We start from the raw sequence: 22,181 nt of genomic DNA, 5'->3' as shown, positions 1-22,181 counted from the left end.
TGCACTATCCTGATACCCGGGTGTCGTACTTTCATGCACCCAAAACCCGGAGATTCTATGACCCAGGATGTTCTCGCCAAAGAAACCAACCGTCGCCAACTGCAGCAAATAATCTCCGGTGTGTCCGACGGGATCATCCTCGCTGAGGTCGACCAGACCATCCTCTGGGCCAATGAAGCTGCACTGAACATGCACGGCATTGATGACGTCACAGCACTGGGTGCCAATACCCAGGCCTACGCCGAACACTTCGCCCTGCGCTATCGCAACAATCATCCGGTGCTACTGGAAAACTACCCCCTCGCCCGCGTAGCCGCAGGCGAAGAGTTCAGTGATGTGGTGGTCGAATGCACCCCCATCGCTGACGCCGATAAGACCTGGGTCCATCGCCTGCGCAGCCTGATCATCACGGACTCGCACGGCGAACCGGAATTGCTGGTGCTGATCCTCAGCGACGCCACTGAATGGGCGAGTGCCGAGCAGCGGTTCGAGAAAACCTTCAACGCCAATCCGGCGCCCGCGGTGATCTGCCGCTTGAGCGACCTGCGCTACATCAAGGTGAACCAGGGTTTTCTGGAAATGACCGGCTACAACCGCGACCAAGTCATCGGCAAATCCGTGTATGAACTGGACGTACTGGAACAGGCCGAACGCAAGGACCTGGCCATCCAGCGCCTGGGCGAAGGCGCGACCATCCCGCAAATGCAGGCCGAACTGAGACTGCCCGAAGGTGGCAGCAAACTGGTGATCGTCGCCGGCCAGCCGCTGGACATGAACGAAGAGGACTGCATGCTGTTTTCCTTCATGGACCTGGAGCCGCGACGCAAAGCTGAAATCGCCCTGCGCCAGAGTGAGGAACGCTTCGCCAAGTCTTTCCGCCTGACCCCGGTGCCCACCCTGGTGTGCAGCGCCGCCAACCGCCAGGTGGTGGACATCAACGAAGCGTTCATGAGCCTCACCGGCTATACCAGCGAGGAACTGATCGGCAAGTCCGTCGAAGACATCGACTTCATCGACAGCCCCCAAGCGGGTGCGCAGTTGTTCACCAGCCTGGAAAAAGCCGGCAATCTCGACGGCCAGGACCTCAAGGTGCGTAAAAAAGGCAATGAGGTGATCGACTGTGTGGTCTCTGCCGACACCGTGATCATTCAGGACGTGCCCTGCTACTTGCTGGTGATGATGAACATCACCGAACGCAAACGCTCGGAACTGGAACTGGTGGCCGCCATCGAAGAGGTGATGCAGGACGCCTCCTGGTTCAGCCAGACCCTCATCGAAAAACTGGCCAATGCCAAGAGCGTCAACAGTCCCAACCAACCCAATATCAGCTTTACCGACCTCACGGCCCGCGAGCGCGATGTGCTGGGCTTGATTTGCGAAGGCCTGGCCGACAAGGAGATCGCCTCGCGGCTGAAACTGGCGCCCAATACGGTGCGCAATCATGTCGCCACGGTGTACTCGAAACTGGGGGTGCACAGCCGCAGCGCAGCCATCGTCTGGGCCCGTGAACGCGGGCTGTTTGCGGGTGAGTTGCGTCTTAAAAAGTAAACCCTTTAAGTGCAAATGCACTAGTGCACCTAGTGCGAATTCGCCTTATGGCGCCAGGGGCCAGTCCTTAACCTTCAAGGGTCGAAACTTATCCCTTGAAGGAAACAGCATGTTTACCCTCTCTCAATTGCGAAATTGCATCGAAGAAGGCCTGTCGCCGCTGACATGTGAATTCACGTTGTGCCGGGATGCGTCCCTGACGCTCAAGGTCTACGACGCTGAAACCGGCCGCGTGGACTTGGTGGTGACCGGGATCAGCACGAACCGGCTGCAGACCCCGCAAGAAGTTGAAAAGATGGTGGAAGAGCTGCGCTACGAATTGCAATGCAACAACGTGGGTAAGCTCACGCTGGATGATTTGCCTTCAGCGACGCAACAATAAGCTCAGCGTGCGGGGGTAGTTTCTTAGTGGAGTAAGCACCCCCTGCTTTCTTCGCTGGGAAGGTAACGCGGTTTTTGAAGCCGGTTACCTCAACCCGGAGCCGCTACGATAACCACCGTCACTTCTTGACGGGGGTGATCTCCAGGATGGTGCCGTTGGTGGTCTTGAGCAGTACGAACTTATCGCCTACCCGCGTCCATTGGCTGTCTTCTTCAGGCTGCTTGAGACCGCGTTTTTTCCAGTCGCTGACGGCCGATTCCTTGCGCATCAGCATATCCGGCGCGCGATCACCTTCTTTCAAGTCACGGGCGTTGATATTCGAAGGTTGCACGGTTTCCTGAGGGGTATCACCGGCCTGCACGATAAAGCTGGCGGTGGACAGGCTCGTGGCGACCAGCAGGCAAGCGATCAGGGATTTGGATTTCATGGGTGCTCCTTCAATGAATGATGCGTACCCAGGTTCGGACCGCTGCCACGCGCGATCATTCCATCAAGCAACACGCCACCTGTGGCGAGGGAGCTTGCTCCCGCTGGGTTGCGCAGCAGCCCCAAAAAGCAGAACCGTGTACTCCCTGAACAGACGCGGCGTAGGAGTTGGGGCCGCTTCGCAGCCCAGCGGGAGCAAGCTCCCTCGCCACAGGTGACATGCCTTCATAACCAGGTAGCGTCCCATAGAGAGTAGTCACCCACCAAGCCTGCTCACAGGGGATTCCCGACAATGTAGCGCACCACCCCCGTGGAGAGGGAGCTTGCTCCCGCTGGGTTGCGCAGCAGCCCCAAAAAGCAGAACCGTGTACTCCCTGAACGAACGCGGCGTATGAATTGGGGCNNNCGCTTCGCAGCCCAGCGGGAGCAAGCTCCCTCGCCACAGGTGACATGCCTTCATAGCCAGGTAGCGTCCCATAGAGGGTAGTCACCCACCAAGCCTGCTCGCAGGGGATTCCCGACAATGTAGCGCACCACCCCCGTGGCGAGGGAGCTTGCTCCCGCTGGGTTGCGCAGCAGCCCCAAAAAGCTAAACCGTGTACTCCCTGAACGAACGCGGCGTATGAATTGGGGCCGCTTTNGCAGCCCAGCGGGAGCAAGCTCCCTCGCCACAGGTGACATGCCTTCATAGCCAGGTAGCGTCCCATAGAGGGTAGTCGCCCACTTGCTCCACCAAGCCTGCTCGCAGGGGATTACCGATGATGTAGCGCGCGATTTGGATAAGGTCTTCTTCGGCACGCGCGGCTCGATCATGGTATCCGCTTTGCCAAAAAGCGCCCTGTGTGCCGCAGGCTCGATTGATCGTCAGCGTACTCCTCGATTTCACCCGCTGCATAACCTGGGGCAGCGACGCGTCCTGCAATTCAAACAACCAATGGAAATGATCCGGCATGATGACCCATGCGAGTGATTCAACCAGGCCGAGGTCATGGGCCTGCTTGAGTTCTGCAACCAGCAACCGCCCCAGGTAAAAGTGGGTAAATACGGGCCGCCGTTGATAAACCACCGCGGTCACCAAGTAGGCACGACCTGTTTCTGAGTAACGACCACGACGTAACAAATGAGAGCTGGGCTTCTGAAGCAACTCAATGCTCCTGGCGATTGATAATCCGATCAACTCAACCTAGCAGTCCGCACCCATCTCCCTGCTCAATTCAATTTCCTCATATTTCCTTCCACCCATGTGGCGAGGGAGCTTGCTCCCTCGCCACAGGAACCCCCTCATCCTGCAGCCCCCATTGCCCGCATGAAATAAATCCTGTAATTTTTCATGAAATTAATCGAAATAAATTTCATGAACCAACAAGAAGAACTCGCCACTCTCGCGGCGTTGATCCACGATCTGCGCAAGCACAAGAAGCTCACCCTCGCCCAGCTCGCGCAAAAAATTGAGCGTTCCGTGGGTTTCCTGTCGCAGGTCGAGCGCGGCCTGTCGCGACCGACGGTGGCCGATTTGACCGCCATCAGCCACGCCCTCGACGTGCCCACCACCTACTTCTACAGCCAGCCCAAACCCAAGGCCGTGGACTGGATCACCCGCCCCAACGAGCGGCGCACGGTGTATTACGCCAATGGCATCACCGACATCCTCGTCTCACCGAGCATGAACGGCGCGTTCTCGATGCTCGACAGCCTCTTAGCCCCTGGCGCCAACAGCGGCGAACAAACCATGAGCGATCGCGCCGAGCAGGCCGGTTTTGTGCTGGAGGGCGAATTGACGCTATGGGTAGAAGGTGAGGCCGATCCGGTCACCCTTGGCCCCGGCGACAGCTTTCACCTGGCCAGCTTCGCCCATTGCCGCTACGCCAACCTCACCGACCTGCCCGCCCGCGTGTTGTGGGTTTACAACTAGGAGCAACACCCGTGAAAAGCCATGCCTCCACGTTACTGGCCGAAGTACGGACCTTTCGCCAGAACCATCCCGATGTGCGTTATGTCGACCTGATCGCCCTGGACATTCCCGGGCATTTCTACGGCAAGCGCTACCCCATCGAGATGCTGGAAAAAGTTGCCGCCGGCAGCCCGTTGAAGCTGCCGCAGAATGCCGTGTTGCTGGGGGCTCAGGGCGGGTTGTTCAAGATTGGCGACTACTGCTTCAACGACGGCGACCCGGACGCCAACCGCCGCCTGGTGCCGGGCACGCTCAAGCCGGTGAGCTGGGAATCACAGCCGTTGGGCCAGATGCTGATGACCTCCGATGGCACCGACGCGCCCATCGAATTCGAACCCCGCGAAGTCCTGGCCAAGGTGCTGGAGCGCCTGCAGCACAAGGGCATCCACCCGGTGGTGGCGTTTGAGCTGGAGTTCTACCTGTTCGACAAAACGTTGGATAACGGCCTGCCGCAATTCGCCCGCGACCCGCTCAGCGACGATGCCGACGACCAGCCCAACCTGCACATCGAACGGCTGTCACGCTTCAGCGGCGTGCTGGATGACATGGCGCAAACCGCCAAGGACCAAGGCATCGATATCACGGTGATCACCGCCGAACTCGGCCCCGGCCAGTTCGAGATCAACTTCGGCCACCTCGACGACGGCCTGCGCGCCGCCGACTGGGCCGCCCTGTTCTGCCGCAGCACCCGTGGCGTGGCGCTCAAACAGGGGTACCGCGCCAGTTTCATGGCCAAGCCTTACCTGCAATTCCCGGGCAGCGGCATGCACGTGCATGTCAGCCTGTATGACGGCGCGGGCAACAATGTGCTCGCAGCCCATCAGCAGCAGCCCCTGCGCCACGCCGTGGCCGGGTGCCTGGAATTGTTGCCGCACTGCATGCCGATCTTCTCGCCCAACCACAACGCCTTCCGCCGCCTGGGCGGCACGGTAAATGCCGCCACCCGCGCCAGCTGGGGCTTTGAAGACCGCGACGCGTGTGTGCGCATTCCCGAGTCCGACCCACGCAACCTGCGGGTCGAGCATCGCCTGGCCAGTGCCGATGCCAACCCGTACCTGGTACTGGCGGCGATCCTGGTGGGCCTGGAGCATGGCCTCGAAGCCAAGCGCGAACCCATCGCCCCGCTGAACGAGGACCGTAGCAGCGGCAGCGACTTCCCCCTGGAAATGCTCGAAGCCGTACGCGCCATGCAGCATCAAGCGGTGTTGCGCGATAAGCTGGGCGCCGAATTTGTCGACGTGTACTGCGAGAACAAACGCCAGGATCACCTGGCCTTTCAACAAGAGATCAATGCGCGGGAATACCGCTGGTTTCTTTAACCGTCCCTGGAATCATCGATGACCGACCAAGCTGCCCCGGCGCTGAAGGAAATTTTCAACGTCGAACGCCTGCAACACATCGCCAGTGAGATGACGGCGGTGTACCCGGCGTTCGACGCCAAGGGCTTCCTCAAGCACGCCAAGGCCGGGCTGGCCGAGTTATCAGTGATGCAGCGCATGGCGCGGGTCAGCGAGAGCCTGCATGCGGTGATCCCGCTGGACTACCCGCAAACCCTCACGCTGCTCTACGCCTTGGCGCCACGCCTGAACAGTGGGTTTGTCAGCCTGTTTTTGCCGCACTACGTGGCGAGCTATGGGCGGGATGACTTCAAGCGCTCCATGGCCGCCCTTAAATACTTCACAACGTTTGGCTCGGCCGAATTCGCCATCCGCCACTTTCTGCTGCACGCCTTCCAGCGCACATTGGCGGTGATGCAGGCGTGGTCGCAGGATGACAACGAACACGTGCGCCGCCTGGCCAGCGAAGGGTCGCGGCCGCGCTTGCCCTGGTCGTTTCGCTTGGGCGAAGTCCAGGCTGACCCTGAGCTGTGCGCGTCGATCCTCGACCACCTCAAGGCCGACACCAGCCTGTACGTGCGCAAGTCCGTGGCCAACCACCTCAACGACATCACCAAGGACCACCCGGAGTGGGTGCTCAGCCTGATCGAAGGCTGGAACCTGGAGAACCCTCACACCGCCTGGATCGCCCGCCACGCCCTGCGCAGCCTGATCAAGCAAGGCAATACACGTGCATTGACCCTTATGGGTGCAGGCGCCAAGGCCGAAGTGAAGATCCACCATCTCATGGTCACGCCAGCGGTGATCAACCTCGGCGAACGCATCAACCTGTCCTTCACCCTGGAATCCACGGCCCCGGCCCCACAGAAGCTGGTGGTGGATTACGCCATCGACTACGTGAAGAGCACCGGCCACGGCGCGGCGAAGGTGTTCAAGCTCAAGGTGTTCAGCCTGGGTGCCGGAGCGCAGCAGCACATTCGGCGCGAACAGCACATTCGCGACATGACCACCCGCAAGCATTACCCTGGCCGGCATGTGGTGCATGTGCTGGTGAATGGGGAAAGGCTGGGGAGTGCCGAGTTTGAGTTGCGCGCCTGACCGGGTTCAGTGATTCCACCCAAATCCAATGTGGGAGCAGTATTGATCCGGTTTCTTCAGTTGGTTTCGCCCAGCAACAAGCCTTGCTCGCGCGCGCACAACTCCACCACGTAGTCCCACAACACCCGCAGCCGCACCGACTTATGCAACTCCCGGCGCGAGCTGATCCAGTAACTGCGCTGGATCCCCTCCCCCGGCAGCAACGGCACCAGCTCCGGGTCGCCGGCTGCCATGAAGCACGGCAACACCGCGATCCCCAACCCGGAGCGCGCCGCCTGGTGCTGGGCGATCACGCTGGTGCTGTGGAACACCACCTTGGGGTTGCGGCAGAAGCTGCTGAGGAATTTGAGCTCCTGGCTGAACAGCAGGTCGTCCACGTAATCGATCCACGCATGCGCCGCGAGGTCTTCGCGTTTTTCGATCGGCGGGTTGCGGTCCAGATAGGCACGGCTGGCGTAGAGGGCCAGGCGGTAGTCGGTGAGTTTGCGTGTGACCAGTTGATCGACGCTCGGGCGTTCGAGGTGGATGCTGATTTCCGCTTCGCGGTTGAGGATGCTGACAAAGCGCGGCACCGCCACCAGTTCCACTTCCAGGCCGGGGTAGCGGTCGAACAGGCCGCCCATGCGACTGGCCAGGAACATCACGCCCAACCCTTCGGCCACCCCGAGGCGGATCTTGCCCAGGGGCGCGGCGGAGTGGGTCAGTTCGTCTTCGGCCAGCAGCGCGACGTTTTCCATGGCTTCAGCGTGCTTGAGCAGCGCTTCGCCGGCGGGGGTCAGTTCGTAGCCCTGGGCATGCTGCACGAACAGTGCGGTGCCGAGGCTTTTCTCGATCGCCTCGATATGCCGGGCCACGGTGGCATGCGTGGTTTTCAGGCGTTGCGCGGCGGTAAGCAGGCGGCCGCTGCGCTGCAACTCAAGAAAGTACCGCAGGTCGTTCCAGTCGAACATGACGCCTCCATTGAATGAGCCTCGGCTACGCTGTTTAAAAACGCACAGCAGCTGGGTAAAAACTAACATTTTTAAGACGAAAACTAACAACTAGGATGGAACCAATAAGAAAAACAAGCGAGGCCTCAGATGCCCTTTGCAACTGCTGAATACGATTACATCGTGGTAGGCGCCGGCCCCGCGGGCTGCCTGCTCGCCAATCGACTGTCCGCCAACCCTGCCCATCGCGTGCTGCTGCTTGAAGCCGGCGGCCGCGACAACTACCCCTGGATCCATATCCCCGTCGGCTACCTGTTCTGCATCGGCAACCCGCGCACCGACTGGTGCTTCAAGACCGAAGCCCAGGAAGGCCTGCAAGGCCGTGCGCTGAGTTATCCACGCGGCAAGGTGCTGGGCGGCTGTTCGTCCATCAACGGCATGATCTACATGCGCGGCCAAGCCCTGGACTACGACGGCTGGGCGGCAGAAGGCAACGCAGGCTGGGCCTGGAAAGACGTGCTGCCGCTGTTCAAGCAAAGCGAAAACCACTTTGCCGGCAGCTCGGAGTTCCATAGCGACGGCGGTGAATGGCGGGTCGAGCAACAGCGCCTGCACTGGCCGATCCTCGATGCGTTCCGTGACGCAGCGGCGCAGAGCGGCATTGCCAACCTCAACGATTTCAACCAGGGCGACAATGAAGGCTGCGGCTACTTCCAGGTCAACCAGAAAGCCGGGGTGCGCTGGAACGCAGCCAAGGCGTTTCTCAAGCCGGTCCGCCAACGCCCCAACCTCACAGTGCTGACCGACGTGGACGTGGATCGCGTGCTGCTGGAAAACGGCCGCGCCTCCCAGGTGGTCGCGCGTCAGCACGGCCAGCAGGTCAGTTGGAAAGCGCACAGGGAGATTGTGCTGTGCGCCGGCTCCGTGGGTTCACCGGGCATCCTGCAACGCTCCGGGATAGGTCCCTCCAACGTGCTCAAGCCATTGGGCATCGAGGTACTGCACGAGTTACCGGGCGTGGGCGGCAACCTGCAGGATCACCTGCAACTGCGGCTGATCTACAAGCTGGAAAACGCCCGCACCCTCAACCAGATCGCCGGCACCGTATGGGGCAAGATGGGCATGGGCCTGCGCTACCTGTACGACCGCAGCGGCCCGCTGTCGATGGCGCCCAGTCAGCTCGGCGCATTTGCCCGCTCGGGCCCGGAACAGGCCTCGGCCAACCTTGAATACCATGTGCAACCGCTGTCCCTGGAGCGCTTTGGCGAACCGCTGCATGCGTTCCCGGCGTTTACCGCCTCGGTCTGCGACTTGCGCCCGCAAAGTCGCGGGCGCATCGACATTCGCTCGGCCAACCCGGCGGATGCACCGCTGATCCGGCCCAACTACCTCAGCCATCCGGAAGACTTGCGTGTGGCCGCCGATGCGATCCGCCTGACCCGCCGCATCGTTTCCGCACCGGCCCTGAGCCAGTTCAAGCCGGTGGAATATCTACCGGGCGACTCGCTGCAGACCGAAGAGGAACTGCACGAAGCCGCCGCGCGCATCGGTACGACCATCTTCCACCCGGTCGGTACCTGCCGCATGGGCAGCGATAAAGAGGCGGTGGTCGATGCGCAACTGCGGGTGCATGGCGTCCCTGGGTTGCGCATCGCCGATGCGTCGATCATGCCGCGCATTACCTCCGGCAACACCTGTTCACCGACGCTGATGATCGCGGAGAAAGCCGCGCAGCTGATCCTTTCGCCGCCTACAAGGAGTCTCGCCCCGGAGAAAGAACTGGTTCATGCAATCTGAATAGCGGCGCCAAACCTGGCGCCGACAGTGGAACAACAATAAATAATCACTGTGAGGGCTACCCGATGTCAGAACATGCTCAACCCCTGGGCGCGTCTATGGACGCGAGCACCCGCAACGACTCAAAGAAGGTCATCTTCGCCTCGTCCCTGGGGACGGTGTTCGAGTGGTATGACTTTTTCCTCTACGGCGCCCTGGCGGCGGTGATCAGCAAGCAGTTCTTTGCCGGGGTCAACGACACCACGGCGTTTATCTTCGCCTTGATGGCCTTCGCGGCCGGCTTTGTGGTGCGACCGTTCGGGGCACTGGTGTTTGGCCGGTTGGGCGACATGATCGGGCGTAAATACACCTTCCTCGTCACCATTATTTTGATGGGCGTGGCGACGTTCTGCGTCGGGCTGTTGCCGACCTACGCCAGCATCGGCATTGCGGCGCCGATCATCCTGATCGTGCTGCGCATGCTCCAAGGCCTGGCACTGGGCGGTGAATACGGCGGCGCGGCGACCTATGTGGCCGAGCATGCGCCTGCGGGCAAGCGCGGGTTTCACACCAGCTGGATTCAATCCACCGCGACCCTCGGCCTGTTGCTCTCACTGCTGGTGGTGCTGGCCTGCCGTTACTTCACCGGTGACCAGTTCGAAGTGTGGGGCTGGCGCATTCCGTTCCTGTTTTCCATCGTGCTGCTGGGCATTTCCACCTGGATCCGCATGAGCCTGCACGAGTCGCCGGCGTTCCTGAAAATGAAAGAGGAAGGCAAGGTCAGCAAGGCGCCGATCCGCGAGTCCTTCGGCAAATGGGAGAACCTCAAGATCGTGCTGATCGCCCTGTTCAGCATCAACGGCGGCCAGGCGGTGACCTTCTACGCGGCGCAATTCTACGTGCTGTTCTTCCTCACGCAGTTCCTGAAAATGGACCCGGCCCTGGCCAACATGTTGTTGATCATCAGCGTGGTGATCGGCGCACCGTTCTTTATCTTCTTTGGCTGGCTGTCGGACAAAGTGGGCCGCAAGCCGGTGCTGATGCTCGGCCTGCTGCTGGCCACCGTGCTGTACTTCCCGATTTTCAAGAGCCTGGCGCATTACACCAACCCGGCGATGGACCAGGCCAGTCGCCAGGCACCGATCACCGTACTGGCCGATCCGGCGACCTGCACCTTCCAGTTCGACCCGGTGGGCAAGGCGAAATCTGACAGCCCATGCGACAAGGTCAAGACCTTCCTGGTCAAGCAAGGCCTGCCCTACAGCAGCGCCGTGGCACCTGCCGGCAGCCCGGTGCAGGTGAGCGTGGGTGACGTGCGTATCGACGGGTTTGACGAAAAAGCCCTGCGTGGCGCCGTGACCCTGGCCGGCTACCCGTCTTCGGCGGATGTGGCCCAGGTCAACAAGACCATGGTGGTGGTGCTGATCGTGGCGCTGATCCTGATCGCCGCCATGTGCTACGGCCCGCTGGCAGCGCTGATGGTGGAACTGTTCCCGACGCGCATCCGCTACACCTCGATGTCCCTGCCCTACCACATCGGCAACGGCTGGTTTGGCGGGTTCCTGCCGACCGTGTCGTTTGCCCTGGTGGTGTACACCGGCGATATCTTCTATGGCCTGTGGTACCCGGTGGTCGTGACAGGGGTGAGCCTGATTGTGGGGATGGTCTGCCTGAAAGAAACGCGGCATGTGGATATCGATAACAACTGATCCGTAACAGCGGTTTTTCAAACACTGAAGACCGCCTGTGGGAGGGGGTTTGCCCCCTCCCACATTTATTCCCCAGCGCCTACATAAATTGCTGTACATCCATACAGATAACAGTTGCTCAAATCCCTCAGACTAAGCATCCTGCAAGGCATCAACCCAATCTGATGTGATGACCATGCGGCTGTACCTCTGTGAAAAACCCTCCCAGGCCAAGGATATTGCGGCCGTGCTCGGCGCCAGCCGCCGGGGCGACGGTTGCTGGCTGGGCAATGGGGTCACAGTCACCTGGTGCATCGGCCACCTGTTGGAAACCGCCCCGCCCGATGCGTACGATGCCAAGTACAAACGCTGGGTGCTGGCCGACCTGCCCATCGTCCCGGAAAAATGGAAGATGCTGGTCAAACCCAAGACCGCCAGCCAATTCAAGGTGGTCAAGCGCCTGCTGGGCGAAGCCCAGGAATTGGTGATCGCCACCGACGCCGACCGTGAAGGCGAGATGATCGCGCGCGAGTTGGTGGAGCATTGCCGCTATCGCGGGCCGATCCAACGGCTGTGGCTGTCGGCGCTCGACGATGCCTCGATTCGCAAGGCCTTGGCGGCCCTCAAACCCGGCGCCGAGACCTTCAGCCTGTATCACTCGGCCCTGGGCCGCTCCCGCGCCGACTGGCTGATCGGCATGAACATGAGCCGCCTGTTCACGCTGCTCGGGCGCCAGTCCGGTTACCAGGGCGTATTGCCCGTAGGGCGGGTGCAGACGCCGACCCTGCGCCTGGTGGTGGACCGCGACCGCAGCATTGCGGATTTCGTGCCGGTGCCTTACTGGGCCATCGATGTCGACCTGTACCACGAGCGCATGACCTTCACCGCCCAATGGCGCGCGGCCGAGGAGGCCTGTGATGACCAGGGACGCTGCCTCAACCCGCAACTGGCGCGTGACGCCGCCGATGCCATGGCCAATGCCGCCACGGCGCGACTGGTGAAGCTACGCACCGAACGCATGCGTGAGGTCGCGCCCCTGCCCTTCGACCTCGGCACCCTGCAGGAAATCTGCTCCAAGAAACTCGGCCTCGGCGCGCAGGAAACCCTGGATATTGCCCAGTCGCTGTATGAAACCCACAAAGTCATCACCTACCCCCGCAGCGATTGCGGCTACCTGCCGGTCAGTCAGCACAGCGAAGCGCCGAAAATTCTGGCTGCGCTGGGACGCGCTGATGCAGCGGTAAACGCATTGATGCCGCATATCGATCCCCAGCGTCGCTCGCGGGCGTGGAACGACGCCAAGGTCAGCGCCCACCACGGCATCATCCCGACCGGTGCCGGCAAGGAGGTCGGGCAACTGACCGGTAAGCATCGTGCGGTATACACATTGATTCGCGCGCGCTACCTGGCGCAGTTCCTGCCCAACCATGAATACGATCGCACCCAAGCGGATTTCGACTGTGCGGGCCAAGCATTGCGTGCGGTGGGCAAAGTGGTGATCGAGCCGGGTTGGAAACGCGCCCTGCCCGAAGCCCTCGCGCCGACCAAGGGCCGTGAAGCGCCTGTGCCGCAGGCATTGCCGACATTGGTGCAGGGCCAGGATTACGCGGTGGCCAAGGTCAACCTCAAGGACCTTTGGACCCAACCGCCCAAGCCTTTCACCGAAGGCGACCTGATCAAGGCGATGAAAAACGTCGCCAAGCTGGTGGAAGACCCGCTGCTCAAGCAAAAGCTCAAGGACACCACCGGCATCGGCACCGAAGCCACCCGCGCCGGGATTATCCAAGGGTTGCTCGACCGAGGTTACCTGGTGAAGAACGGCAAGGCGCTGTCGGCGACACCGGCGGCGTTCAGCCTGATCGACGCGGTGCCCCGCGCCATCGCCGACCCTGGCACTACCGCGATCTGGGAGCAGGCGCTGGACATGGTACAAAGCGGCGAAATGAGCCTGGAAGAATTCGTCGCCAAACAGGCGGCCTGGATGAGCAAGCAGGTGGCGCGCTGCAATGGCATGCGCATGACCATCACCGGCCCGGCCAGCCCGGCAGGTCGAGGCGCCACGCCGTGGAAAAACAAACGCAAGAGCGCGCCACGCAAGACGACAGCCAGCCCCAAGCGGGCAAAAAAGCCGACAAATGCTGGGTGAATACTGAAAAAAACACGCGAATGACGCTTTTCGACGGGTTTAACGCCGCTTTGGACCTTGCCTCGGCGTGGGCCGTCTAGGATTCTGTAAGGGGACCCTGACTAACTCACAACAACACCGGAGTGGCCGCCATGAAAACCGTTGCACAAGTGCTCAAAAGCAAGGACCAGAAAAACCAGGAGGTCCATACCATCAAACACGACCACACCGTGTTTGAAGCACTGGTCCGGATGTCGGAGAAAAACGTCGGGGCCTTGCCGGTCATCAAGGAAGGCGTGGTGGTAGGGATCATCAGCGAACGTGATTACGCACGTAAACTCATCCTCAAAGGCCTGTCGTCGGTCACCACTCGGGTCGATGAAGTCATGAGTTCTCCGGTGATCACCGTCGACTCCCATAAAAAGGTCGATGAGTGCATGAACATCATGACCGACAGTCACCTGCGTCACCTGCCGGTGGTCGAAGACGGCAAACTGCTGGGCCTGCTGTCCATCGGCGACTTGGTCAAAGAAGCCATCGCCGACCAGGCTGACCTGATCAAACAGCTGGAGCAGTACATCCGCGGCGAATAGGGGACCCCATGCTCGACACGCTGGAACATCAAGAGGACCACCTCGACACCTTGCACCGGGCCATGGCCGAACGGCGTTTTCTGGTGTTGACCGGTGCGGGGATCAGCACGTCGTCGGGCATTCCCGATTACCGCGACAGCGAAGGCGTGCGCCGAGGCCGGGCACCGATGATGTACCAGGAGTTCCTCGCCACCCCGCAGGCACGTCGCCGTTACTGGGCACGCGCGATGCTGGGGTGGCCAAGGGTACGCATTGCGCAACCGAACCAGGCACACCTGGCGTTGGCAACCTTGCAGCAGCGCGAGCGCATCAGCGGGCTGATCACACAAAACGTCGACACCCTGCATGATCAGGCCGGCAGCCACGATGTGATCGAACTGCACGGCAGCCTGCATTGGGTGCTGTGCCTGGACTGCCAACAGCGCAGCGAGCGCGGTGTGATCCAGCGGCAGATGGAAATCGACAATCCCTATCTGGCGCAAGTCCATGCGGTGCAGGCCCCGGATGGCGACACCTTGCTCGACCCGGCCTTTGAAGAACACTTCCAGGTCCCCCACTGCCCCCATTGCAATGGCGAGCGCTTGAAGCCAGATGTGGTGTTTTTTGGTGAGAACGTCGCGCCGGCGACAGCGGCCAGGGCGATGGCTGCGGTAGGACGTGCCGAGGGGTTGCTGGTGGTAGGGTCATCGCTCATGGCCTATTCGGCGTTTCGCTTGTGCAAAGCGATGGTCGAACACGGCAAGCCCGTGATTGCCATCAACCTGGGCAAGACCCGGGGGGATGAACTGCTGCAGGTGAAGATCGAGGCATCGTGCGAGCGATTGTTGCCGTTGTTGGTCGATCGACTCGGCTAGCACAACCACATTGAACGGTGTTGAGTTTGCCCTCTCAGTCTCGCGACCCACCGCACAAAAAATGACGCTCAAGTCACGTTTTCCCGCATTCTCCCGTCCCCACAGCAATTTATGTAGTGAACAAAAATAACCACTACATAACCGTTGACGTAACGATTTTGTCCTTGCATTATCGAGACGTCTCCCGGATCGGGAGCGTTGGAAACCAGTGTTTTGAACAAGCTCGTCTGACCGCCGAGCTGTTTTTTCCGGATGTGCACTGCCCACAAGGCGGATTGATGAAGCTGACCGGCCCAAAGGGCTCGGTACAAGGCGCTCAAATGCGGCTTGTCTTCGTTATGAAAGCATTGCGTAGCAGTTCATCAGCAAGACTACATGCATCAGGTTCAAGACCCTGCCCGTATTCGGCAGACCGTTGCTGACGCCCGGTTTTCGCAACCGGAGACAACTAACGAAGTTTTAACGAACCAACTGATAGATCGCCAACTGGTCAAGGGGCTTACACATGAATCTGAACAACCAACCAACTATCGATGAATTGGCTGAGATGTTCGCAGCGCAGAAAGACACACTCGACGACCATATCCTGTGGATTGGCAAATCGGGCGAAGTGCAACTTGACTGCCTGGAGCCCAATACCGAAGAGGCCGAGTTCGACCGCAATCACCGTGAACTGGCAGCGCGCCTGAAGGTTTACCGTCGCGGCCAGGGTTATGTTGGTAAGAAAGCGGCAGCCGATCGTAATTTTATCGAGCAAGTCTTCCACACACTTAACACCGAATGGCAGAACCTCAAGGACCAATCGCACGTTAAGGTAATTGATAGATACTGCTGATAAAAACCAATTAACACATTAAGTCCGCCCGGTGAGCCGAGCGGACTTTTTTATTGCCACCGTTATTCTGTTATCAACAACAGCCGGCGCCTGCAGTGATCAGAGCGGAAAGCGGCCTTTCGCGGCCTCATCCTGAAAAATATCAAACAACGCCTGCGCCGCCGCTGACAGCTCATGCCCCGGCTTGGTCAATACCCCAATCGGTCGCTCGATCACCGGGTCGGTCAAGGTGATGCAATGAGCACCCGCCTCTTCCATCTGCCGTGCGCACAACGCGGGTACCGCGCTGACGCCAAGCCCGCTGGCAACCATCTTGCCCACCGTCGCCAATTGATGGCTTTCCAGTGCGACCGGCAGCTTCATCTTTAGAGCGCCCAAGTGTTCTTCCAGCATCACCCGTACCGTGGACGGCCGTTGCAAAGTGATGAACGGCTGCTCCAGCAAGGTTTTCCAATCGATTTCGGCACACCCCGCCAACGGCGAATCACCCGGCACCACAGCGATGAAGCGATCCAGGTACAACGGCGTGAACGCCAGCGACGACCCTTCTGACGGCTCGAACGCCACGCCCAACTCCACCTGGCGGTCACGCACCATCTCCAGCACCTGCTCGTTGATCAAGTCATGCACCGTCACGTTCACCTGCGGGTAACGTGCGCGGAATATCTTCAGGATCGGCGGTAACAAGTTGCCCGCAAACGACGGCATCGCCGCGACCGTGACCCGCCCACGCTGCAGCGTGAACCGTTGGCGCAGCTCATCCTCGGCGTTGTCCCAATCGGCAATCAGCCGGCGTGCCAGCGGAAGCAGGGATTCGCCTTCGGGTGTCAGCGCTACATTGCGCGTATTGCGGCTGAACAGGCGCCCACCCAGACCTTCTTCAAGGCCCTTGATGGTCAGGCTCAGCGCCGACTGGGAAAGGTGCAGGCGCTCGCAGGCGGCAGCAAAACTCAGGCTCTGGGCCACGGCGAGAAACGCGCGCATCTGTTTGACGGTCATGAGGTTGCTCCGAGAGGCGGGTCGACTATGCTGTTTTCTAAATCAATCAACCTTAAAAAACAACTTAACAAATCAATCCGTCGGAGCAACACTCGGTTCATTGGCTGGCCCACACACACAAGAAAAAGAGGTGCATATGGCAGGTTTCGATAAACGCGTGGCGTCCTATGAAGAAGCGCTGGCAGGCCTGGAAGACGGCATGACCGTGCTCTCCGGTGGTTTTGGCCTGTGTGGCATTCCGGAAAACCTCATCGCCGAGATCAAGCGCAAAGGCACCCGCGACCTGACCGTGGTGTCCAACAACTGCGGCGTCGACGGTTTTGGCCTGGGCGTGCTGCTGGAAGAAAAGCAGATCAGCAAGGTGATCGCCTCCTACGTCGGCGAAAACGCACTCTTCGAGAAGCAATTGCTCAGCGGCGAAATCGAAGTGGTGCTGACCCCCCAAGGCACCCTGGCCGAGAAAATGCGCGCAGGCGGTGCCGGCATTCCCGCTTTCTTCACCGCTACCGGCGTCGGCACCCCGGTCGCCGAAGGCAAGGAAACCCGCGAATTCAACGGCCGCCCGTACCTGATGGAAGAATCCATCACCGGTGACTTCGCCATCGTCAAAGGCTGGAAAGCCGACCACTTCGGCAATGTCATCTATCGCCACACCGCTCAGAACTTCAACCCGCTGGCCGCCACCGCCGGCAAGATCACCGTGGTCGAAGTCGAAGAAATCGTCGAACCGGGCGAGCTGGACCCGGCGCAGATCCACACCCCTGGCATCTACGTCGACCGGATCATCTGCGGCACGTTCGAGAAGCGCATCGAACAGCGCACCGTGCGCAAATAATCCGCCCCCCAGCCCGAACAATAAGGACTCATAAAATGGCGCTTACCCGCGAACAAATGGCTCAACGCGTCGCCCGCGAAATGCAGGACGGCTTCTACGTGAACCTGGGCATCGGCATTCCGACCCTGGTTGCCAACTACATCCCCGAAGGCATGGAAGTCATGCTGCAATCGGAAAACGGCCTGCTCGGCATGGGACCGTTCCCGACTGAAGAAACCATTGATGCCGACATGATCAATGCTGGCAAACAGACCGTGACCGCGCGCATCGGTGCGTCGATTTTCTCCTCGGCCGAGTCCTTTGCAATGATCCGTGGCGGCCACGTCGATCTCACCGTGCTCGGTGCGTTTGAAGTCGACGTACACGGCAACATCGCCTCGTGGATGATCCCAGGCAAGCTGGTCAAAGGCATGGGTGGCGCCATGGACCTGGTGGCCGGTGCAGAAAACATCATCGTGATCATGACCCACGCCTCCAAGGACGGTGAATCCAAGCTGCTCAGCCAATGCAGCCTGCCGCTGACCGGTGCGAACTGCATCAAGCGTGTGCTGACGGACCTGGCGTACCTGGAAATCGAAAATGGCGCTTTTGTCCTCAAGGAACGCGCACCTGGCGTCAGCGTTGAAGAGATTGTGAGCAAGACCGCCGGTAAACTGATCGTCCCGGACCACGTTCCAGAAATGCACTTCCAGTGAGGACAGATCCCATGCAAGACGTCGTGATTGTTGCTGCCACCCGCACCGCCGTGGGCAGCTTCCAGGGTTCGCTGGCGAATATCCCGGCCCCCGAACTGGGCGCCGCCGTGATCCGTCGCTTGTTGGAGCAGACCGGCCTGGACCCGGCCGAAGTGGATGAAGTGATCCTCGGCCAAGTGCTCACCGCCGGCAGCGGCCAGAACCCGGCGCGCCAGGCTTCGATCCTTGCCGGCCTGCCCCACGCCGTGCCCAGCCTGACCCTGAACAAAGTCTGCGGCTCCGGCCTCAAGGCCCTGCACCTGGGCGCCCAGGCCATTCGTTGCGGTGACGCCGACGTGATCATCGCCGGCGGCATGGAAAACATGAGCCTGGCCCCCTACGTACTGCCCGCCGCGCGCACCGGGTTACGCATGGGCCACGCCAAGATGATCGACAGCATGATCACCGACGGCCTGTGGGATGCGTTCAACGATTACCACATGGGCATCACCGCCGAGAACCTGGTCGACAAATACGGCATCAGCCGAGAAGCCCAGGACGCGTTCGCCGCGGCTTCCCAGCAAAAAGCCGTCGCCGCCATTGAGGCCGGGCGGTTTGCCGACGAAATCACACCGATCCTGATTCCCCAGCGCAAAGGCGACCCGGTGGCCTTCGCCGTGGATGAACAGCCGCGCGCCGGCACCACCGCCGAGTCCTTGGCCAAGCTGAAACCGGCCTTCAAGAAAGACGGCAGCGTCACCGCCGGCAATGCCTCCAGCCTCAACGATGGCGCCGCTGCGGTGCTGCTGATGAGTGCCGACAAAGCCAAGGCCCTCGGCCTGCCGGTACTCGCGCGCATCGCCAGCTACGCCAACGCCGGCGTCGACCCGGCCATCATGGGCATCGGTCCGGTTTCGGCCACTCGCTGTTGCCTGGACAAAGCCGGTTGGAGCCTGGGCGACCTGGACCTGATCGAAGCCAACGAAGCCTTCGCCGCGCAATCCCTGGCCGTGGGCAAAGAGCTGGAATGGGACACCGACAAGGTCAACGTCAACGGTGGCGCTATCGCCATCGGCCATCCGATCGGCGCCTCAGGCTGCCGCGTACTGGTGACCCTGCTGCATGAAATGATCAAACGCGATGCCAAGAAAGGCCTGGCGACCCTGTGCATCGGTGGCGGCCAAGGCGTGGCCCTGGCCCTAGAACGCAGCTGATTGTAGTGAGCGGGCTTGTCCCGCGCTGGGCCGCGAAGCGGCCCCAATAGGCCGCCGCGTTTTTCAAGTAAAGCGCGGCGTCAGGTGTTGGGGCTGCTTCGCAGCCCAGCGCGGGACAAGCCCGCTCACTACAGGTCAGTCAGAACGCGGCACCGCAAACACCGCATTCGCCCGCGCCACCACCTTCTCCCCCACCTGCAGGCTCACCGTCGCAAACGCCATCTGCCGCCCGCGCTTGTGATGTTCCAGGCGCACCACAATCCACTCCCCCACCTGCACCGCGCCCAGGTAATCCAAGGTCATGCTCGCGGTAATCAACGGCAGTGGCGGCTCGCTGGAAAACGCCATTGCGTAACCCATGCCGATATCCGCCAGGGTCGCCAACACCCCGCCATGCACCGTGCCCCGTCCATTGGCGTGGCGATTGTCGGCCCGCAGGCCGATTTCCAATTGCAGGCCCTCCCCCCGGCAATACGCCGGGCCCAGCAAATCAAGCAGCGGGCTGCTGCGGGGCAGCGAGACAAAACCTTCGGGCACGGCGTGGGCAATCATGGCGAGTTCTTCCTTGGAGTCAGGCTTGAGGTGTACGCCAGGCCACCCACGGCAGCCATCACCATCAACCGCGCAAATCCCCCACGATGCTTTGCGTTAATCCGCCAGACCCGCTTTAATCGCCGTCAAATCCCCCCTGATCCCAAGGAACAGCAATGCGCCACCTGGACGGCAAACCAAAACCCTACCTGTTGCTCCTGCTGGCAGCGTTGGCCGTTGCAGGCTGTTCGCCCAAGGACCACTCCCGCGCCACGGTGATCAACGGCGAACAGGGCCGGGCCGGGGCACAACTGGCCTACGAGCACGAGCTGAGCCTGGCCCTGCCCGGCGCCCTGCTCGCCCCTCGTATGCAGGCCACCCGCGAGGCCTGCGAAACGGCACGCTTCGGTGCCTGCAATATCCTCGGCATCACCGAAGACAGCAGCGGCGGCCAGATCATTCTGCGCATTGCGCCGACCGGTGTGGAGCCGATCGTTGCGATGGCCGCAGAAGGCGGCAAACTCGGCCAGCGCATAACCACCGCCGAGGACCTGGCCGATGCCGTCGCCGACGTACACCGCCGCCAGGACCGCCTGCAAGCCCAACAACAACGCTTGGATGAGTTGGCCAAACGCAAGGACATCACCGTCAGTGACCTGATCGCCCTGAGCAAGGAACAGGCCGCTATCGAAAACGAACTCCAGGAGCTGTCCCAGGTTGCCGCCGGCCAGCAACGTCGTCTCGACACCAACCGTGTGACGCTGAATTTCCGCTCCTCTGACGGCGCCAATCAGCAGTCACGCTTCAGCCGCATGTTCAGCAATCTGGGCGACAACCTGGTGGAAGGCACAGCCGACGCCCTGGAACGGTCAAGCTATGTGTTGCCGTTCGTGATCCTGGCGTTTCCGGTCGTGTGGTTGTGGGTGTGGTTGTGGCGACGCTTTGTGGTGAGGAGCCGTCCTGGGGTGAACGGGCTTGCCCCGCGCTGGGGTGCGAAGCAGGCGCAGAGTGAGCCGCCGGGTGATGCCTGATAGACCGCATCGTACTTGATGGGGGGCGCTACGCACCCCAGCGCGGGGCAAGCCCGCTCACCACAGGAAGCCAGCTCACCACAGCAAGCCTGCTCACCACAGGAGCCCGCTTACCACAGGAGCCCGCTCACCACACAGTTGATCAGCGTTTCATGCAACGCTGATACCGCTCATCCACGCGCTTGGCGAACCATGCGGTGGTGAGGTTGCGGGTGATCTTGGGGCTCTTGAGCACGATGCCCGGCAGGATCGCCCGTGGCATCGGTTTGCCCGCGGCCTTGTCAGCCAGGGCAAATACGCGCTTGTAGAGCGTGGTGTCCTCGAAATCCAGTTGCTCACCCTGCTCCAGCTGGCTGCGGATGCTGGGGTTGCGCATATCCAGCTTCGCGCCCAATGAGCGCACCGCCAGTTCGGTGGTGCCGGGGAGCAATGAACCATAGCGAATCAAATCCCCATCCAGCGCCAACTCGGTACCCGAGGCACGGCTGACCGCGGCCTGGAACGCGGCATTGCGGCTGGCGTACCAACCGGCATTGAAGTCGGCAAAACGGTACAGCGGCTGGTCATAGTTCACCGGGTAACCGAGCAAATGCGCGATGCCGAAGTACAGGCCGCCACGGCGGGTGAAAACTTCGCGGCGAATAGTGCCGTCCACCGTGTAGGGATAACCGCGTGCCTGTTTCTGCGCGAAGTCGATACTCACCTGCATCGGGCCTGCGGTGTGCACCGGGTTGAAACCGCCAAACAGTGTATTACCCAGGGGCACCATGCTGATGAAGTCATCGAAGATGCCACTCAGGTCCTTCTCCGTGCGCGCCGCGTTCAGGCGGTCGGCGTAGGTCTTGCCGGTGGGCGAACTCAGTTGCAGCGCGCTGCGCACGACAAACGCCGGCACGTGGATTTTTCCGGCACGCCGCAGGATTTCGTCCTGGGCGATCTTGCCCATGTTCGGCACAGGCGGGTCGACTTGGTAAGTGGATTCCTGCTCGGTCACCGCCAGCACGGCGCAGATATTTTCCGTGCTGGGATAGATTTTCTGGGTGTCGAAGGCGGTGTAGATGTCTTGGGCCCAACCATTGCGATCGGACACCTTGGCCGGCAGCAAGCGCACGATCTGCGCCTTCACCTCGGCCTCGCTACGCTCCGGCTGTTGCGGATTGCGTGTTGTAGAGCAACCGGCCAGCACCAGCAAAGTGGCAAGGCACAGGATCAGGCGGCTTGAATACATGGGGTTTCCTTGGAGGGCGGCGGGCCGGGCGTTGCAGATATCGACCGGTAAGTCTAACCAGGGTTCGCCGCCCTGGCGTGCTCGCCAGTCAATCACAAACGTGACAGGATCTGTCATCGACCATTCG

The 22,181-nt window shown here is 61.0% G+C and carries 21 protein-coding genes; 15 read left to right on the top strand and 6 right to left on the bottom strand.

All coding sequences use genetic code 11. The features are described 5' to 3' along the window. Positions 1–57: 57 nt before the first annotated feature. Positions 58–1,548: a helix-turn-helix transcriptional regulator gene (locus tag AO064_RS29665; RefSeq protein ID WP_064055491.1), complete on the top strand. Its 1,491-nt coding sequence runs from the start codon at positions 58–60 to the stop codon at positions 1,546–1,548. 109 nt (positions 1,549–1,657) lie between these two features. Then, on the top strand, positions 1,658–1,930 hold the full coding sequence (locus AO064_RS29660) for a DUF1652 domain-containing protein (protein ID WP_012723405.1): 273 nt from the start codon (positions 1,658–1,660) through the stop codon (positions 1,928–1,930). A 118-nt stretch (positions 1,931–2,048) separates the two neighbouring features. On the opposite strand, the gene AO064_RS29655 is transcribed toward AO064_RS29660, so the two are convergent. Both AO064_RS29655 and AO064_RS29650 read right to left on the bottom strand, forming a co-directional pair. Beyond that, positions 2,049–2,357 (bottom strand): RcnB family protein, encoded by a 309-nt coding sequence (locus tag AO064_RS29655; protein ID WP_012723404.1) that lies wholly within the window; start codon positions 2,355–2,357, stop codon positions 2,049–2,051. A gap of 684 nt (positions 2,358–3,041) precedes the next feature. Beyond that, the gene (locus tag AO064_RS29650) at positions 3,042–3,500 is read right to left on the bottom strand and encodes an REP-associated tyrosine transposase (RefSeq protein ID WP_122256146.1); all 459 of its coding nucleotides are present in this window, start codon (positions 3,498–3,500) and stop codon (positions 3,042–3,044) included. A 210-nt stretch (positions 3,501–3,710) separates the two neighbouring features. Here AO064_RS29650 and AO064_RS29645 point away from each other — a divergent pair, with 210 nt between their 5' ends. From AO064_RS29645 to AO064_RS29635, 3 genes are read left to right on the top strand one after another with little or no spacing between them, the layout of a single operon-like run. Then, positions 3,711–4,268 carry a helix-turn-helix domain-containing protein gene (locus AO064_RS29645; protein WP_046035925.1) on the top strand — a complete coding sequence of 186 codons (558 nt, stop codon included), beginning with the start codon at positions 3,711–3,713 and terminating at the stop codon, positions 4,266–4,268. Positions 4,269–4,279: 11 nt separating this feature from the next. Further along, complete coding sequence (locus AO064_RS29640; protein ID WP_064055489.1) at positions 4,280–5,626, top strand: glutamine synthetase family protein; 1,347 nt, start codon at positions 4,280–4,282, stop codon at positions 5,624–5,626. 18 nt (positions 5,627–5,644) lie between these two features. Further along, positions 5,645–6,742 (top strand): DNA alkylation repair protein, encoded by a 1,098-nt coding sequence (locus AO064_RS29635; protein ID WP_064055488.1) that lies wholly within the window; start codon positions 5,645–5,647, stop codon positions 6,740–6,742. A 56-nt stretch (positions 6,743–6,798) separates the two neighbouring features. Here the strand turns inward: AO064_RS29635 and AO064_RS29630 are convergent, their stop codons facing one another. Beyond that, positions 6,799–7,692, bottom strand: a complete 894-nt coding sequence (locus AO064_RS29630; protein ID WP_046035923.1) for a LysR family transcriptional regulator — start codon at positions 7,690–7,692, stop codon at positions 6,799–6,801. A gap of 129 nt (positions 7,693–7,821) precedes the next feature. Between AO064_RS29630 and AO064_RS29625 the strand changes: the two genes are divergently transcribed. From AO064_RS29625 to AO064_RS29600, 6 genes are all read left to right on the top strand, one after another. Further along, on the top strand, positions 7,822–9,468 hold the full coding sequence (locus AO064_RS29625) for a GMC family oxidoreductase (RefSeq protein ID WP_064055487.1): 1,647 nt from the start codon (positions 7,822–7,824) through the stop codon (positions 9,466–9,468). Positions 9,469–9,533: 65 nt separating this feature from the next. Next, on the top strand, positions 9,534–11,156 hold the full coding sequence (locus tag AO064_RS29620; protein WP_064055486.1) for an MFS transporter: 1,623 nt from the start codon (positions 9,534–9,536) through the stop codon (positions 11,154–11,156). Positions 11,157–11,331: 175 nt separating this feature from the next. Beyond that, positions 11,332–13,281: a DNA topoisomerase III gene (locus AO064_RS29615; protein ID WP_064055519.1), complete on the top strand. Its 1,950-nt coding sequence runs from the start codon at positions 11,332–11,334 to the stop codon at positions 13,279–13,281. Between the two features lie 131 nt (positions 13,282–13,412). Continuing rightward, the gene (locus tag AO064_RS29610) at positions 13,413–13,853 is read left to right on the top strand and encodes a CBS domain-containing protein (protein ID WP_012723394.1); all 441 of its coding nucleotides are present in this window, start codon (positions 13,413–13,415) and stop codon (positions 13,851–13,853) included. 8 nt (positions 13,854–13,861) lie between these two features. Next, entirely contained in the window at positions 13,862–14,707 is an 846-nt protein-coding gene (locus AO064_RS29605) for an NAD-dependent protein deacetylase (RefSeq protein WP_046035920.1), read from the top strand. A gap of 505 nt (positions 14,708–15,212) precedes the next feature. Next, positions 15,213–15,542, top strand: a complete 330-nt coding sequence (locus AO064_RS29600) for a hypothetical protein (protein WP_064055485.1) — start codon at positions 15,213–15,215, stop codon at positions 15,540–15,542. A gap of 99 nt (positions 15,543–15,641) precedes the next feature. Here the strand turns inward: AO064_RS29600 and AO064_RS29595 are convergent, their stop codons facing one another. Beyond that, positions 15,642–16,541, bottom strand: coding sequence for a LysR family transcriptional regulator (locus AO064_RS29595; protein WP_012723391.1), 900 nt, complete (start codon positions 16,539–16,541; stop codon positions 15,642–15,644). 136 nt (positions 16,542–16,677) lie between these two features. On the opposite strand from AO064_RS29595, the gene AO064_RS29590 reads away from it, so the two are divergent. The 3 genes from AO064_RS29590 to AO064_RS29580 are packed head-to-tail and all read left to right on the top strand — an operon-like array spanning position 16,678 to position 19,264. Next, complete coding sequence (locus AO064_RS29590) at positions 16,678–17,376, top strand: CoA transferase subunit A (RefSeq protein ID WP_010211319.1); 699 nt, start codon at positions 16,678–16,680, stop codon at positions 17,374–17,376. 35 nt (positions 17,377–17,411) lie between these two features. Further along, complete coding sequence (locus AO064_RS29585; RefSeq protein ID WP_032886654.1) at positions 17,412–18,071, top strand: CoA transferase subunit B; 660 nt, start codon at positions 17,412–17,414, stop codon at positions 18,069–18,071. An 11-nt stretch (positions 18,072–18,082) separates the two neighbouring features. Next, the gene (locus AO064_RS29580) at positions 18,083–19,264 is read left to right on the top strand and encodes an acetyl-CoA C-acetyltransferase (protein WP_064055484.1); all 1,182 of its coding nucleotides are present in this window, start codon (positions 18,083–18,085) and stop codon (positions 19,262–19,264) included. Between the two features lie 135 nt (positions 19,265–19,399). On the opposite strand, the gene AO064_RS29575 is transcribed toward AO064_RS29580, so the two are convergent. After that, positions 19,400–19,816 carry a PaaI family thioesterase gene (locus AO064_RS29575; protein ID WP_064055483.1) on the bottom strand — a complete coding sequence of 139 codons (417 nt, stop codon included), beginning with the start codon at positions 19,814–19,816 and terminating at the stop codon, positions 19,400–19,402. A gap of 155 nt (positions 19,817–19,971) precedes the next feature. Here AO064_RS29575 and AO064_RS29570 point away from each other — a divergent pair, with 155 nt between their 5' ends. Next, on the top strand, positions 19,972–20,826 hold the full coding sequence (locus AO064_RS29570) for a DUF4349 domain-containing protein (protein WP_064055482.1): 855 nt from the start codon (positions 19,972–19,974) through the stop codon (positions 20,824–20,826). A 142-nt stretch (positions 20,827–20,968) separates the two neighbouring features. On the opposite strand, the gene AO064_RS29565 is transcribed toward AO064_RS29570, so the two are convergent. Continuing rightward, a complete protein-coding gene (locus tag AO064_RS29565; protein WP_064055481.1) occupies positions 20,969–22,054 on the bottom strand; it encodes a DUF1615 domain-containing protein in 1,086 nt (361 codons plus the stop codon). Positions 22,055–22,181 lie beyond the last annotated feature (127 nt).

The organism is Pseudomonas marginalis, assembly GCF_001645105.1.
GTDB classification, from domain to species: domain Bacteria; phylum Pseudomonadota; class Gammaproteobacteria; order Pseudomonadales; family Pseudomonadaceae; genus Aquipseudomonas; species Aquipseudomonas petroselini.
The sequence above is the reverse complement of the archived record's forward strand: the minus strand, read 5'-3'. Positions and strand labels throughout refer to the sequence as shown.